This window comes from Nocardioides cavernae, assembly GCF_016907475.1.
GTDB lineage: Bacteria > Actinomycetota > Actinomycetes > Propionibacteriales > Nocardioidaceae > Nocardioides > Nocardioides cavernae.
Map to the genome: position 1 here is coordinate 591,214 of NZ_JAFBCA010000001.1, position 13,648 is coordinate 604,861.

At 71.5% G+C, this 13,648-nt stretch carries 15 protein-coding genes; 8 read left to right on the forward strand and 7 right to left on the reverse strand.

The window, feature by feature from the left end; all coding sequences use genetic code 11:
• Positions 1–27: 27 nt before the first annotated feature.
• The gene (locus JOD65_RS23570) at positions 28–1,494 is read right to left on the reverse strand and encodes a fatty acid desaturase (protein ID WP_191193851.1); all 1,467 of its coding nucleotides are present in this window, start codon (positions 1,492–1,494) and stop codon (positions 28–30) included.
• Between the two features lie 152 nt (positions 1,495–1,646).
• On the opposite strand from JOD65_RS23570, the gene ppgK reads away from it, so the two are divergent.
• A complete protein-coding gene (gene ppgK / locus JOD65_RS02820; protein ID WP_191193850.1) occupies positions 1,647–2,402 on the forward strand; it encodes a polyphosphate--glucose phosphotransferase in 756 nt (251 codons plus the stop codon).
• 46 nt (positions 2,403–2,448) lie between these two features.
• On the opposite strand, the gene JOD65_RS02825 is transcribed toward ppgK, so the two are convergent.
• Positions 2,449–2,934, reverse strand: a complete 486-nt coding sequence (locus JOD65_RS02825; RefSeq protein WP_307820894.1) for a MarR family winged helix-turn-helix transcriptional regulator — start codon at positions 2,932–2,934, stop codon at positions 2,449–2,451.
• Between the two features lie 117 nt (positions 2,935–3,051).
• Here JOD65_RS02825 and JOD65_RS02830 point away from each other — a divergent pair, with 117 nt between their 5' ends.
• Positions 3,052–5,190 (forward strand): MMPL family transporter, encoded by a 2,139-nt coding sequence (locus JOD65_RS02830; protein WP_204810919.1) that lies wholly within the window; start codon positions 3,052–3,054, stop codon positions 5,188–5,190.
• Between the two features lie 184 nt (positions 5,191–5,374).
• On the opposite strand, the gene JOD65_RS02835 is transcribed toward JOD65_RS02830, so the two are convergent.
• Positions 5,375–6,754, reverse strand: coding sequence for an NAD-dependent malic enzyme (locus JOD65_RS02835; RefSeq protein ID WP_191193849.1), 1,380 nt, complete (start codon positions 6,752–6,754; stop codon positions 5,375–5,377).
• A 60-nt stretch (positions 6,755–6,814) separates the two neighbouring features.
• On the opposite strand from JOD65_RS02835, the gene JOD65_RS02840 reads away from it, so the two are divergent.
• The 5 genes from JOD65_RS02840 (at position 6,815) to JOD65_RS02860 (ending at position 9,967) form a co-directional block, all read left to right on the forward strand.
• On the forward strand, positions 6,815–7,096 hold the full coding sequence (locus JOD65_RS02840) for a GNAT family N-acetyltransferase (RefSeq protein WP_191193848.1): 282 nt from the start codon (positions 6,815–6,817) through the stop codon (positions 7,094–7,096).
• A gap of 79 nt (positions 7,097–7,175) precedes the next feature.
• Positions 7,176–7,769: a potassium channel family protein gene (locus tag JOD65_RS02845; protein ID WP_191193847.1), complete on the forward strand. Its 594-nt coding sequence runs from the start codon at positions 7,176–7,178 to the stop codon at positions 7,767–7,769.
• Positions 7,766–8,152 carry a hypothetical protein gene (locus tag JOD65_RS02850; protein WP_224747138.1) on the forward strand — a complete coding sequence of 129 codons (387 nt, stop codon included), beginning with the start codon at positions 7,766–7,768 and terminating at the stop codon, positions 8,150–8,152. Before JOD65_RS02845 ends, JOD65_RS02850 begins: the two co-directional genes overlap by 4 nt.
• Before the next feature lie 71 nt (positions 8,153–8,223).
• Complete coding sequence (locus tag JOD65_RS02855) at positions 8,224–8,682, forward strand: DUF350 domain-containing protein (protein ID WP_191193846.1); 459 nt, start codon at positions 8,224–8,226, stop codon at positions 8,680–8,682.
• 19 nt (positions 8,683–8,701) lie between these two features.
• Positions 8,702–9,967 (forward strand): glutathionylspermidine synthase family protein, encoded by a 1,266-nt coding sequence (locus JOD65_RS02860; protein ID WP_191193845.1) that lies wholly within the window; start codon positions 8,702–8,704, stop codon positions 9,965–9,967.
• Here the strand turns inward: JOD65_RS02860 and JOD65_RS02865 are convergent.
• The 4 genes from JOD65_RS02865 to JOD65_RS02880 are packed head-to-tail and all read right to left on the reverse strand — an operon-like array spanning position 9,964 to position 12,389.
• Positions 9,964–10,263, reverse strand: coding sequence for a biopolymer transporter Tol (locus JOD65_RS02865; protein ID WP_191193844.1), 300 nt, complete (start codon positions 10,261–10,263; stop codon positions 9,964–9,966). The genes JOD65_RS02860 and JOD65_RS02865 overlap by 4 nt on opposite strands.
• A 7-nt stretch (positions 10,264–10,270) precedes the next feature.
• Positions 10,271–11,284 carry a right-handed parallel beta-helix repeat-containing protein gene (locus JOD65_RS02870; RefSeq protein WP_204810921.1) on the reverse strand — a complete coding sequence of 338 codons (1,014 nt, stop codon included), beginning with the start codon at positions 11,282–11,284 and terminating at the stop codon, positions 10,271–10,273.
• Positions 11,281–11,757: a glutathione peroxidase gene (locus tag JOD65_RS02875; RefSeq protein ID WP_191193843.1), complete on the reverse strand. Its 477-nt coding sequence runs from the start codon at positions 11,755–11,757 to the stop codon at positions 11,281–11,283. The genes JOD65_RS02870 and JOD65_RS02875 overlap by 4 nt, the downstream gene beginning before the upstream one ends.
• Entirely contained in the window at positions 11,754–12,389 is a 636-nt protein-coding gene (locus JOD65_RS02880) for a nitroreductase family protein (protein WP_191193842.1), read from the reverse strand. Before JOD65_RS02880 ends, JOD65_RS02875 begins: the two co-directional genes overlap by 4 nt.
• A gap of 58 nt (positions 12,390–12,447) precedes the next feature.
• Here JOD65_RS02880 and JOD65_RS02885 point away from each other — a divergent pair, with 58 nt between their 5' ends.
• Positions 12,448–13,572, forward strand: coding sequence for a hypothetical protein (locus JOD65_RS02885; RefSeq protein ID WP_191193841.1), 1,125 nt, complete (start codon positions 12,448–12,450; stop codon positions 13,570–13,572).
• The last annotated feature ends 76 nt before the right edge of the window (positions 13,573–13,648 follow it).

Sequence of the window (13,648 nt, forward strand, 5' to 3'; positions counted from 1 at the left end):
CGCCGCCTGTCTGACGCCAGGCCGGGCTCAGACCGCCGAGCGCTCGGGCGGACACGGGACGAAGTCGACCTTCTCGCGGACCCCGCAGTCGGGACAGGACCAGTCCTCGGGGACGTCCGCCCAGGCCGTACCGGCCGCGAAGCCCTCGTGCTCGTCCCCGACCGCGACCTCGTAGACGTACTCGCAACCCGGGCAGCGCGCGGCCAGCACCTCCGTGCCCGGGTCGAGTGCGGGCGCGGTAGCAGTCCCCGCGGGGCTGCGCACTCGACTCCCGGCGCCGTAGCGCTCGAGGTAGGTCTCCCGCTTGCGCGGGCTGATGTTGGCGAGCGACACGTCGCCGCCGAAGTGGTCGACGACCCGCTGGTCCATCACCCGCCGCCAGACGGCCGGCACGGCCGCGAGCACGATCATCCCGGCGTAGCCGGTCGGCAGCACCGGGCTCTCCTCGAAGTCGCGCAGCGTCTGGTAGCGCCGGGTCGGGTTGGCGTGGTGGTCGCTGTGGCGCTGCAGGTGGTAGAGCAGCACGTTGGTCGCGATGTTGTTCGAGTTCCAGCTGTGGCCGGGCAGGACGCGCTCGTAGCGCTCGCGGTCCCCCTCGCCGACCTTCTGCCGCAGCATCCCGTAGTGCTCCATGTAGTTGACGACCTCGAGGAGCGAGAACCCGACGACGGCCTGGATCACGAGGAAGGGGAGCACCTCGATGCCGAACGCCACCAGCACCGCGGCCCAGAGGACGAGGGTCATCATCCACGCGTTGAGGACGTCGTTGTCGAGGCGCCACGGTGACTGCTTGCGCCGCGCGAGCCGCCGCTTCTCCAGCCGCCACGCCGACCTCAGTGATCCGCCGACCGTGCGCGGCCAGAACGCGTAGAAGCTCTCCCCCAGCCGGGCGCTCGCGGGGTCCTCGGGGGTGGCGACCCGGACGTGGTGGCCGCGGTTGTGCTCGATGTAGAAGTGGCCGTAGCAGACCTGGGCCAGCGCGATCTTGGACAGCCAGCGCTCGTTGGCCTCCTTCTTGTGGCCGAGCTCGTGGGCGGTGTTGATGCCGATGCCGCCGATGCAGCCGATCGAGACCGCCAGGCCGACCCGGTCGATCGTCGACAGCGGCTGGTCGGCGAGCAGCCCGAAGACGTCCCAGCCGCTGACCACCGCCATGGCGCCCAGGAAGCCTGCGTACTGGATCGGCAGGAAGAGATAGGTGATCCACCGGTAGTAGCGGTCCTGCTCGAGCGCCTCGATCACGTCGTCCGGCGGGTTGGATCGGTCGAGCCCGGCGATGAGGTCGATCGCCGGCACGATGCCGAGGATGACGATCGGTCCCACCCAGAACCACACGCTCCAGCCGGTCGCGACGTAGCCGCCGAAGGCGACGAACGCGAGGCTCGGCACGACCAGGCCGATGAGCCAGAGGTAGCGCTTGCTGTCGGTCCAGAGCGCGGTGGTGCCGTCGGGGACCGTGCCGCTGGGGGCGAGTCGGGTGGGGTAGCCGGCCATCGTCGTGACCTCCTGCCGTTGGGTTTACATGACCATAGGATGTGTAAACCTTGTTGACAAGACCCAGACTTCTGTCAAGTCGCGGCGTCGGCTCGTCTCGCCGGGTGTTGCCCCCGTCACACCTGCGAGCGGCTGGCGATAGGTTGGGCGCCATGGAACACCCCTTCGGCATCGACTTCGGCGGCACCGGCATCAAGGGCGCCCCTGTCGACCTCGAGGTCGGCGACTTCGCGCACGACCGGATCCGGATCGACACCCCGCGACCCGCGACACCGCAGGCGGTCGCCGAGGTCTTCGGCCAGATCATCGACAGCTTCCCGGCCTCCACGCGGCCCGTCGGCGTGACCGTTCCCGGCATCGTCCGCCGGGGCGTGGTGCACTCGGCGGCCAACATCGACAAGTCATGGATCGGCGAGGACGCCGACGCGATCTTCACCGCCGCCCTCGGGCGTGAGGTGCACGTGGTCAACGACGCCGACGCCGCGGGGCTCGCGGAGGCGGAGTACGGCGCCGCGAAGGGCCGGGGCGGACTGGTCATGGTCATCACGCTCGGCACGGGCATCGGCTCGGCGATGATCTGGGACGGCCAGCTCGTGCCCAACTCCGAGATGGGTCACCTCGAGCTCGACGGTGCCGTCGCGGAAGCGACCACGGCGACCAGCGCCCGTGAGCGCGAGGGCCTGTCCTGGGAGGAGTGGTCGGAGCGCCTCACGGCCTACTTCCGCCACCTCGAGCGGCTGTTCTCCCCCGACCTGTTCGTGATCGGCGGCGGGGTCAGCAAGTCCTGGGACAAGTTCGGCCACCTCATCAAGGCCGAGACCGAGATGGTGCCCGCGACGCTGCAGAACCGCGCCGGCATCGTCGGCGCCGCGCTCGTGGCGCACCGCATGGCCGGCATCGAGGACTGACTCCGTACGACGACCGGGTGGGCGCGGCAGGCGACCCGTCCCGGCCTCAGTCGTCCAGCACCCGCTCGAACGCCGCCGTCGCCCCGCGGAGGTAGCGCTGCACGACGGCCTTCTCCTCCTCGGTGAAGGACGCGTCGTGCCGGTCGAGCGCCCGGAACATCGGCATCAGGTGGCCGACGATCTCCCCGAGCCCCGAGTCGGTGATGTGCAGCTGCGTGCGCCTGCGGTCGAGCTCGTGGGGACGACGCTCGACGTGGCCGCGCGCGACCAGACGGTCGACGATGCCGGTCGCCGCGGCGGTCGAGACCTCGAGCCGTCTGGCGACCTCGGCGGGTCCGATCTGCTCGCGGCTGAGGTGATCGAGCGCCACCAGCTCCGACTCGCTGAGTCCGGCGCGCCGTGACACGACGTGGTTGACCCGGCTGCCTGCCGCGACGAGGTCGCGCAGCGCGAGGAGCGTCGGGGGCTGGGCCCGCTCGTTGCCCCGACCCACCCACGACGGGGGCGCGACGGGGTGCTGGTCGTCCGTCACGGGCGCTCACCTCCGTCGTCGTCGCGGCCATTTGCCCTGTCATGGTACTACGGCTAACTTGATAAGTAACTTAGTTAGCAATCACCTCCCCTAGCTATCTTTTCTCGAGGAGATCTCGTGCCTTCCCACCACACTCCCGCGCCTGCTCGGGCGATCGCCGGACGCCGGCTGGCCTGGTTCTTCGCCCTCGTGCCGATCCTCTTCGCGCTGGTCGTGATCGCGTTCGTGCCGGAGGGCGAGCGCGAGGCCTCGGCCCTGGACTCGCTGCCCGCCGGCGCCGACAGCACCCTGGCGGTCGAGCTCGAGGAGCAGCTGCCCGACGACGAGGGCCAGGTCGCCATCGTGCTGTGGACCGCCGAGTCCGGCGAGCTCGACCAGGCGACTCAGGACGAGCTGACCCAGCAGGGGGCAGCCCTGCTGTCGCAGTCGGGCGGGGAGGCGGACGGACAGGGTGCGACCGACGCCCCGGACGGCGCGGCCGGGCAGCCGGGCGGGTCGCAGGGCGGACCGCCCGGTGGCGGCGAGGGGCAGCAGTCCCCCGTCGTGGTGTCCGAGGACACGACCGCGGCGATCGTCGCCGTACCCGTCGTCTCCGCCTCCAGCACCGACAACATCGACAAGGTCGAGGAGCTGCGCGACCAGCTGCGCGAGGACGCGCCCGACGGCGTGGAGGTCCAGGTGACCGGCCCTGCGGCCATCCAGGCCGATATCGGGCAGGTCTTCGACGGGGCGGACATCCGGCTGCTGGCCGCGACGGCCCTGGTCGTGGCGATCCTGCTGATCATCACCTACCGGAGCCCCGTGCTGTGGCTGGTCCCGCTGGCGGTCGTCGGCGTCGCCGACCGCTTCGCCGCGATCGTGTCGACCAATGTGCTCGAGGCGGTCAACGTCGCGTGGGACGAGTCGACCGTCGGCATCCTCAGCGTGCTCGTCTTCGGTGCCGGCACCGACTACGCGCTGTTGCTGATCTCGCGCTACCGCGACGAGCTCAAGACCACCGAGTCGCGCCACGAGGCGATGGCGCACGCGCTCGGCCGGACCTTCGAGGCGGTGCTGTCCAGCGCCACGACCGTCGTGCTGGGCCTGCTCACCCTGCTGCTCTCGGCGGTCCCGACCACCCGCGGGCTGGGCCTGGCGTGCGCCGTCGGCGTGCTGATCGCCGCGACGTTCGCCCTCGTCGTGCTGCCGGCGGCACTGGTGCTGTTCGGCCGGTGGGTGTTCTGGCCGCGCGTGCCGCACGTCGGCGACGCGGTCCTGGTCGACTCGCGCGGCGTGTGGCAGCGCGTCGGCAGCGCCGTCTCCCGCCGGCCGCGCACCTTCGTCGTCGCCACGGTCGCCGGCCTGGCGATCCTGGCCACCGGCGCGACGTCCATCACGACCGGGCTCGACCCCGCCGACCAGTTCCTCGAGCGCCCGGAGGCGATCTCGGCGGCAGAACGGCTGGGCGAGTCCTTCCCCGCCGGCACCAGCGACCCGGTCCAGGTCATCACCCGTGACGAGCCCGAGAAGGTCCTCGCCGCGGTGGAGGAGGTCGACGGTGTCGACTCCGCGCGCGTCACCAGCACCGGCAACGGCGTCGGCCGCATCGACGCCGTGCCCGACGCCGCCCCAGGCAGCGACGGCGCGCAGGCCGTCGTGCTCGACGTCCGCGACGCGGTGGCCGACTTCGACGACACCCACGTCGGCGGCGGTGATGCCGAGGCCCTCGATGCCGAGGAGTACGCCGCGAGCGACCGGAAGCTGATCCTGCCGCTCATCCTGCTGCTGGTGCTCGGCGCGCTGCTCCTGCTGCTGCGCTCGATCGTGGCCCCCCTGCTGCTCGTCGGGACGGTCGTGGCGACGTACGCCGCGAGCATGGGCGCGTCGTGGTGGCTCTTCCAGACGGTGTTCGGCTTCGAGGCGATGGACACCGGGGTGCCGCTGCTGGCGTTCCTGTTCCTCGTCGCGCTCGGCGTCGACTACAACATCTTCCTCGTCACCCGGGCCCGGGAGGAGGCGCGCGAGCACGGCACCCGCACCGGCATGCTCCGCGCGCTGACCGCCACCGGCGGCGTCATCACCAGCGCCGGCATCGTGCTCGCCGCGGTCTTCGCCGTGCTCGGCGTGCTGCCGCTCGTGGTGCTCGCCCAGCTCGGCGCGATCATCTTCGTCGGCGTGCTGCTCGATACGCTCGTCGTCCGCACGGTGCTGGTCCCGGCGCTCGCGCTCACCCTCGGCGACAAGTTCTGGTGGCCGCGGAAGGTGGGGCCCACCTGAGCCCCGGCGCGGGTCGGGCTCAGCCCTCGCCGGCTGTCGGAGTCCCCGCTCGTGCGGGGACTCCGTCACCTGGAGGCGGTTGCAACGGCCTACCAGTGCGCGACTCGCCCTCCAAGTACGGCGTCGTGTCACTCAGCCGTACGGCGTCGACCGCCGCGTGACGCCCAGTGCGGGCGCCAACCACTCAGCCCTCGCGGCCGCTGATCGCCGACGCCACGCGCTTGGTCACGTCAGGGTGGAACACGCTGGGGATGATGAACGCCGCGTGCAGCTCCTCGGCGCTCACGGTGTCGGCGATCGCCTGGGCGGCGCGCAGCAGCATGTCGACGGTCACCTCGGAGGCTCCGGCGTCGAGGAGGCCCCGGAAGACGCCGGGGAAGGCCAGCACGTTGTTGATCTGGTTGGGGTAGTCGGAACGGCCCGAGGCCACCACGGCGGCGTACTTGTCGGCCTCGGCCGGGTCGACCTCCGGGTCGGGGTTCGCGAGGGCGAAGACGACCGGCTTGGGCGCCATGGTCGGGATCCACTCGGGGTCGAGGATGCCGGGGGCGGACACGCCGACGAACACGTCGGCGTCGACGAGCACCTCGCGCAGCGACCCGGTTGCCAGGCGCGGGTTGGTCGCGGCGGCCAGCTCGGCGTGGGCGGTGGACAGTGAGTCGTCACCGGCGGCGAGGGCGCCCTCGCGGTCGACGACGACGACGTCCTTTGCGCCCGCCGCGAGGAGCAGCGTGACGATGGCGGTGCCGGCGGCGCCGGCGCCGGAGACGACGATCCGCACCTCGGCGAGCTGCTTCTCCACGCAGCGCAGCGCGTTGGTGAGCGCGGCGAGCACCACGATCGCGGTGCCGTGCTGGTCGTCGTGGAAGACCGGGATGTCGAGCGACTCGCGCAGCCGGGCCTCGATCTCGAAGCAGCGCGGGGCGGCAATGTCCTCGAGGTTGATGCCGCCGAAGCCGGGCGCGATCATCTCGACGGCCTTGACGATCTCGTCGGTGTCCTGGCTGGCCAGGCAGATCGGCCAGGCGTCGATGTCGGCGAAGCGCTTGAACAGCGCTGCCTTGCCCTCCATCACCGGCATCGCCGCGCCGGGACCGATGTTGCCGAGGCCCAGCACGGCCGAGCCGTCGGTGACGACGGCGACCGAGTTGCCCTTGATGGTGAGCTTGCGGACGTCCTCGGGGTTGTCGTGGATCGCCATCGACACGCGGCCGACGCCGGGCGTGTAGGCCATCGAGAGGTCGTCGCGGGTGCGCAGCGGCACCTTGGACTGGACGCCGATCTTGCCGCCGAGGTGGAGCAGGAAGGTGCGGTCGCTGACCTTGTGCACCTTCACGCCCTCGACGCCCGACACCGCCGCGACGAGCTCCTGCGAGTGGCTGGCGTCGGCGGCCGAGCAGGTCACGTCGACGGTGAGGCGGTCGTGGCGCGACTCGGCGACGTCGATCGCGGTGACGACGCCCCCGTTCTTCGCGATGGTGGTCGCGACGGCGCCGACGACGCTGTGGTCGGCCGCGGTGTACAACCGCATGGTGATCGAGTACGACGATGCGGTTGCTGCCATGCCCGCACCCTCCCCCCCGGGCAGGGTTACGGGCAAGTCACCTGCGACTAGGCTCAGGTTGTGGACACAGAGTTCATCGACGTTCCCGACAACCACCGCTACGAGCTGCGATCCGGCGGCCAGCTCGTCGGCTTCATCGTCTACCGCCTCCACGGCGACGTGATCCGGCTGATCCACACCGAGGTGCCGTCCGCCTTCAGCGGTCAGGGCCACGCCTCGACGCTCGCCCGCTCGGCGCTCGACGACGCCCGCTCGCGCGGGTTGACCGTCCGCCCCGACTGCCCCTACGTGGCGTCGTACATCAAGAAGCACCCCGAGTACGCCGACCTCGTCGCCGCGTAGCCGACGACGCCGCTCGCGCGCGTGGTCCCGGCTCGCCGGCGAACCCCTATAGTCACCGCGACAGCACGGGGGGTGCGCCATGGCCGAGGTGGCCGCAGACGAGGGCAGGACGGACCAGACCGTCGACAGCGCCGAGACGGCGATCGCACGTCGCATCGGCTTCGTCGCGCGCCCGGTGCGCGGACTGGTCAACGCCCCCCACCTGCTGGTGCTGGTGGTGCTGGGCATCTGGCTCGTGTGCTCGTTCACCTATGCCGTGCTCGAGGACAAGGGCCCGATCGAAGGACTGTGGTGGGGCATCGTGACCGGCTCGACCGTCGGCTACGGCGACTTCTACCCGTCCTCGAGCGCCGGCCGAGCGGTCGGCGCGATCCTCATCGTGTCGATGCTCGTGCTGGTGCCGATCGCAATCGGTCACGTGATCGCCAACCTGGTCTTCGACAAGGAGTCGCTCGCGGTCGCGACGGTCCTCGAGGACGTCCACGCCAGGATCGACCGCCTCGAGCACCTCACCCTGGCCTCCCTCGAGGCGCAGCACGGCCGCGAGTGGCTCGCCGAGCGCCTCGCCGAGCACCAGGCCGCCGACGCGGCCACCACCGACGTCGCCGAGCAGATGCTCGCGATGTTCGCGCAGAAGAGCGACGACCAGGACCGTCCCGGAGGACCCCGATGACCACGCCCACCCGCCGTCGCATGCGCTCGACCAGCATCTCGCTGGGCATCACCGCGCTGATGGCCAGCAGCCTGACCGGGTGCTCCTCCAGCGCCGACTACGCCGCCGTGTGCGTCGACCCGGAGACCGAGGAGCGCGTCGCCGACGACCAGTGCGACGACGACTCCGACTACAACGGGACCGGCGCCGGCTTCTTCTGGTACTACCTCGCCGCGAGGTCGGTCGTCCCCGGCGTCGGCTCGACCGTGACCGGCGGCACCTACAACGGCCGCACCCTCAACGGCACCGTGCAGCGGGGTGGCCTGCCCACGACCGGCGGCTCGACCGTGAAGTCCTCGACCACCAAGGGTGGCTTCGGCGGCAGCTCGCGCGGCTTCGGCTGAGCCTGACTGCCCGACGCCGTCCCGCACCCGACCATCCCAGCACCGCACCAGACCGCTCCAGGAGACTTCCCGTGACCGACCTGTTCGACGCCCTCCTCCACGCCGTCGCGTACGCCCTCGTCGGGGGCGCGATGCTCGTGGTGGCCTACTACGTGCTGGACCTCGCGACGCCCGGCCACCTCGGCACCCACCTCCGCGGCGTCGACGAGAACGGCAACGAGTCGGTGCACGCCCACTCCAAGGGCGCGGGCGTGGTCACCTCCGCGTGGCTGGTCTCCAACGCGGCGGTGCTCTTCACCGCCATCTGGACCAACGGCGAGACCTCGCTCGGCTCGGCGCTGGTGTGGACCATCGCGTTCGGCGCGGTCGGCATCGCGCTCAACACCCTCATGTTCTTCGCCGTCGAGGCGATCACCCCGGGCGACCTGCGCCAGATCGTCACCGCACCCGGGCCCGTACGCCCCCTCGCCCAGGTCGCCGCGGCGGTCGCCCTCTCCGTCGGCGCCATCGTGTGCGCCAGCATCGCCTGATCGGGCCGGGGTCGAGGAGATGTGGCGGCACCGGTCGCGGTCGCGTGAGGGCTGGCGCGACACCGTCGTCGAGCAGGGGCTGGTCTTCCCGACCACCAAGATGCCCGACGGCTCCGAGCTGCCCTACTGGAACGAGGACGCCTGGTACGAGGTGACCATGGAGGAGGTGGAGGCGCTCGAGGCCGCCACCGAGGAGCTGTGGGCGATGTGCCTGCAGGCCGTCACCCAGATGGCGACGACGATGACCGACGAGCGGCTCGGGCTCCCGCCCGGCTCGCTGGGCGTCGTACGACGCTCGATCGAGGCCGACGACCCGGCGCTCTACGCCCGCTTCGACCTGGCGTACGGCGCCGACGGGTCGATCAAGATGCTCGAGATCAACGGCGACACCCCCACCGGCCTCGTGGAGACCGGGATCGTCCAGTGGAACTGGATGGAGGACGTGATGCCGGAGATGGACCAGTGGAACTCCGTCCACGACCGGCTGGTCGCCGGGTGGCGCAAGCTGCGGCGGTCCGGGCACTTCGACGGCGACCGGATGCACTTCCTCTACGACCTGGGCGAGGAGGACTCCTACGACGGCGGCGAGATGGAGATGACCGTCCACTACCTGATGGACACCGCCGTGCAGGCCGGCTGGATCACGATGGCGCACCCGATGGCCGAGGTCGGCTGGAACCCCGAGACCCGCGACTACCGCGACGTCCACGACGAGCCGCTGCGCAACGCCTTCAAGCTCTACGCCTGGGAGGAGATGCTGGCCGAGCCGTTCGGTCGCCACGTCGTCGACCAGCAGGAGTCGCGCCCGACGCGGTGGATCGAGCCGGCATGGAAGGCGCTGCTCAGCACCAAGGCGCTGCTGCCGGTGCTCTGGGAGCTGTTCCCGCGGCACCGGCTGCTGCTGCCGGCGTACTTCGACGAGCCGCGCGACCTCGAGCGCTGGGTCGCCAAGCCGCTGCACGGACGTGAGGGCGACAACATTCGCATCCACCTCGACGACACCCTCGAGGACGTCGTGATGCCCGGCGGTTACGGCGCCGAGGGCTGGGTCTACCAGGCCTACACCGACCTGCCGAGCTTCGAGGGCAACCGCGTGGTGCTCGGCTCGTGGATCGTCGACGGCGAGGCCGCCGGGATGCTCGTGCGGGAGTCGGACAACCTCGTCACCGACTACTTCTCCCGCGTCGCGCCCCACGTCATCAGCGACGGGCTCGCGCCCTCGGAGGAGCAGGTCGCGCAGTGGCTGGCCGAGCGCGTCGGGCCCGACGCGCCCTCGCTCAGCTAGCCGTCATCGTCCAGCGCGTCCAGCTCCGCCAACGCCGACTCCCAGCGCTCCGTGCGCTGGGCGTCGGTCTGCTCCCACCAAGGCGTGCCCCGCTCGCCGAGCCCGACCTTGGCCAGCTGGGTCCGGTGCCGGGTGGCCTCGAGCTCGGCCTCGGAGGACGCCGTGCGCACGCCCGACCGGCCGCGACCCAGGTGCGACGTCAGCCGCGCGAGGGCGTCCGCCGGGATCGCCGGGTCCGTACGCCGCCAGCGCCGGCCGTCGACGACCAGCCACTTCGCGTCCTCGGTCGGCTCCACCTTCGCCCTAGCGCACCACGGAGTCGGTGATCGTCCGGCTGGCCCCGAGGAAGAAGATCCCCGGGATCGTCTCGAAGCCGTCACTCGGGTTGTCGGTCAGCCGCGAGCCGTCGATGGTGAGGGTGCCGGTGCGGTCGTTGGAGACGAAGAAGATCGCGCCGCCGCCCTCGCGAGCGCGGTTGCCGGTGATCGTGGAGTCCTCCACGGTCAGATGGATGTCGTCGCCGTCCAGGTAGATCGCGCCGCCCGAGCCGCCACCGGGGGTGCCGGGTCGCGCCGGGTTGGCGCCGCGTCCGATCGCGCGGTTGCCCGTGAACGTCGACCCGGTGATCCGCCACGAGACGCCGATGCTGCTCAGCGCCGAGCCGTTGCTGCACCGGCCGCCGGTGAACGTGGAGCGGCGTACGACGACGGGGCGGTCGCGGTGCTGGTCGAGCACCCGGACGGCGGCTCCGCCCACGTCGGGGCCGGTGCGGTCGCAGCGGTTGTCGGCGAAGGTCGAGTCGGCGATCGTGAGCCGGCCGCCGCGCACGAAGACCGCGCCGCCACCGCCGCCGTCCGCAGTCTCTCCGGTGCTGTTGCCGCGGACGAGGCGCAGCCGCTTCAGCACGAGACGAGGCTCGGCCTGGTCGTTGCAGTGCGACGTCGTCCAGACCTGGGCCTTGTCGCAGGTGTTCATGTAGAGGATCCGCCGCTGGCCCTCGCCGCTCAGGGTCACCGTGCCGCCGCCGTCGAGGACGACGCGCGCGGAGGTGTTGACCACCTTGGCCGTCTTCTTCATGGCGATGGTGACGGGGGACGGACCGCAGTCGAAGCCGATCACGCCGCCCCTGGCCACGGCGCGTACGACCGCGCGCGAGGTGCACGACGCGGGCGTGCCGGTGCCGACGACGACGTCGGCACTCGTCATCGCTGGTCGAGCAGGCGCCCCCGGCGCCGTCACGGGACCCGCTCCCGCGGGTGCTGCCGACGCCACCACCGCGGCGACGACCGCCGCGGCGAGGACGCCGGCCCGGGTCACAGCGCCTTCTCGATGTCGTCGGACAGCTTCTCGGGCTCGGTCTGTGGCGCGTAGCGGTCGATGACCTGGCCGTCGCGGCCGACGAGGAACTTGGTGAAGTTCCACTTGATCTTGTTGCCGAGCAGGCCGCCCTTGGAGTCCTTGAGCCACTCGAAGAGCGGGTGCGCGTCGTCACCGTTGACGTCGACCTTGGAGAACAGCGGGAACGTGACGCCGAAGTTGCGCTCGCAGAAGTCGGAGATCTCCGCCTCGTCGCCCGGCTCCTGGTTGCCGAACTGGTCGCACGGGAAGCCGAGGACGACCAGGCCCTGGTCGGCGTAGCTGTCCTGCAGCTGCTGCAGGCCCTTGTACTGGCCGGTGAACCCGCACTGCGAGGCGGTGTTGACCACCAGCACGACCTTGCCGTCGTACTGCGCGAGAGCGGTGTCGGTGCCGTCGATCGCGGCGGCCGAGAAGTCGGAGAGAGAGGTCATGCCCCAGAGTCTGCCAGCGGCGCCGGCACGAACGGATCGCCGAACCGCTCCCCGAACACCCATTCGTCCAGTGGCCGGCGCGCGCGGTCACGACGGTCGCGGGCGGCGGTGCGCTCGTCGACGTCGGCGGGGTCGCCCGGCACCCCGACCGCGATGCCGGTGAGCACCCGGTGGGTGGCGGGCACGCGGAGCGCCTCGGCGAGCGCGTCGTGGTCGAAGCCGGCGAACTGGTGGGCGTGCAGGCCCATCGCCCCTGCCTGCAGGGTCAGGTGGGCCGCGGCCTGGCCGACGTCGTAGAGGGCGTGGTCGCTGTACGACGGCGCGTCCGGGTCGTCGCTCTCGCGCACCTGGGCGGTGGTGACGAACACGACCGAGGCGCGCGGCACCCAGCCGGCGTTGCCGCGGCTCAGGGTCGCGACGAGCCGGTCGTGCTGGTGGGTGCCCGGGACGCACACGAAGAACGCCCAGGGCTGGGTGTTGCCCTTGCTCGGTGCCCACTGGGCCGCACGCAGAAGGGTCTCGACCTCGGTGCTGCTCAACCGGTGCGCGTCGTCGTACACGCTCGGGCTCCAGCGCGACCGCAACGGCTCGGCCAGGCCGGCGGCGGAGGGGTGGGGTGCTCGGTCGGTCACGCGGCCGAGTATGCCGATTGCGGCGGCACATCCCGTCTGCCGCTGCTTCACTGGGCGGATGAACGGGGGTTCGAGAAGGTCAGGCCTGCTCGCGGTGGCGCTGGTCGTGTGCCTGTCAGGCATGGCGTCCGCGTGCGAGAACGAGCCCACGGGACCCGACATGGTCCACGAGCCGGCTGCGGCTGCGCAGGACTCCGAGCCTGCTCGCGCGACGGCTGCTGACTACGGCACGTGGCAGCCGTCCTACCGTTGGGTGCGCCCCGCCACGGCGACCGACGTCGACGACCTGAGCCGACGCGTTGCCGACCTCGCCGGCGCGGCCTACACCGTGACGGTACCGACGATGGACCTGCAGATCGCCCGGACCGCTCAGCACGTCCGGGTCACGATCGGCGGTGCCTGGACCAGCGGCTACGAGCTCCACCTCGACCCGCGTGACGCAGGCGAGGAGCTGCTCGACATCGGCCCGTTCGTCCTCTGCTCACTCGCCGACGACTCGTGCACAGAGGTCGGCGAGGACCGCGAGAGCGGCGGTGCACCGCACCTGTTCAACAACGGCCTCGACACTCTGGTGTTCACCGCGGGAACGATCGTGCAGGCCGGGACGGTCGCCGCGGACGAGCTGCGCCGGATCGATCCCGACAGTGCCTCCGTGGCCGTCGTCGACTCGCCGGCCGGCCCGCTTGACTGTCTGGTCACCGGAGGCCGTGCCCGTCAGCACGCTCGCCTCGAGGGTCGAGCGGTCGACCTCGACGCCCCACCGTTCTCCTTGGGTCGCCAGCCGCCATTGACGACAACCTGCGTCGACGAGCACGGTCTGGTCGTGCTGAGCGTGCCGTCACTCCTGGCGCCGGTGGTGCCGTACTCCTCCTTCGAGGACGGGGTGCCGGACGGCTTCAACCAGCACGCCGTGCCGACGCCGTACGGCACCTCTCCCTCACCCACCGCCGCCGAGTCCGCGTCACCGGCCTCGGACGGCATGCACTTCGTCGTGGTGGCGGCCGACCTGATCGAGGCCGGCGAGTCGCTGGCCGACGCCCAGGCGGCCGGTCGCTTCGACTTGGATGCCGTGCTGGGCGCCGAGATGGTGGAGGGCGCCGTGTCGTCGACGGCCGGGCTCACAGGTCGCGCGGTCCGCGACATCGCCGAGGGCGAGCAGATCACCGCTGACCTGTTCCGCTGACGGTCACTCGTCCCCTATATCCCGTCCGGTGCCGCGCGACCAGCGTCGCACGCGGACGGACCCCGCCGCCCCGGCA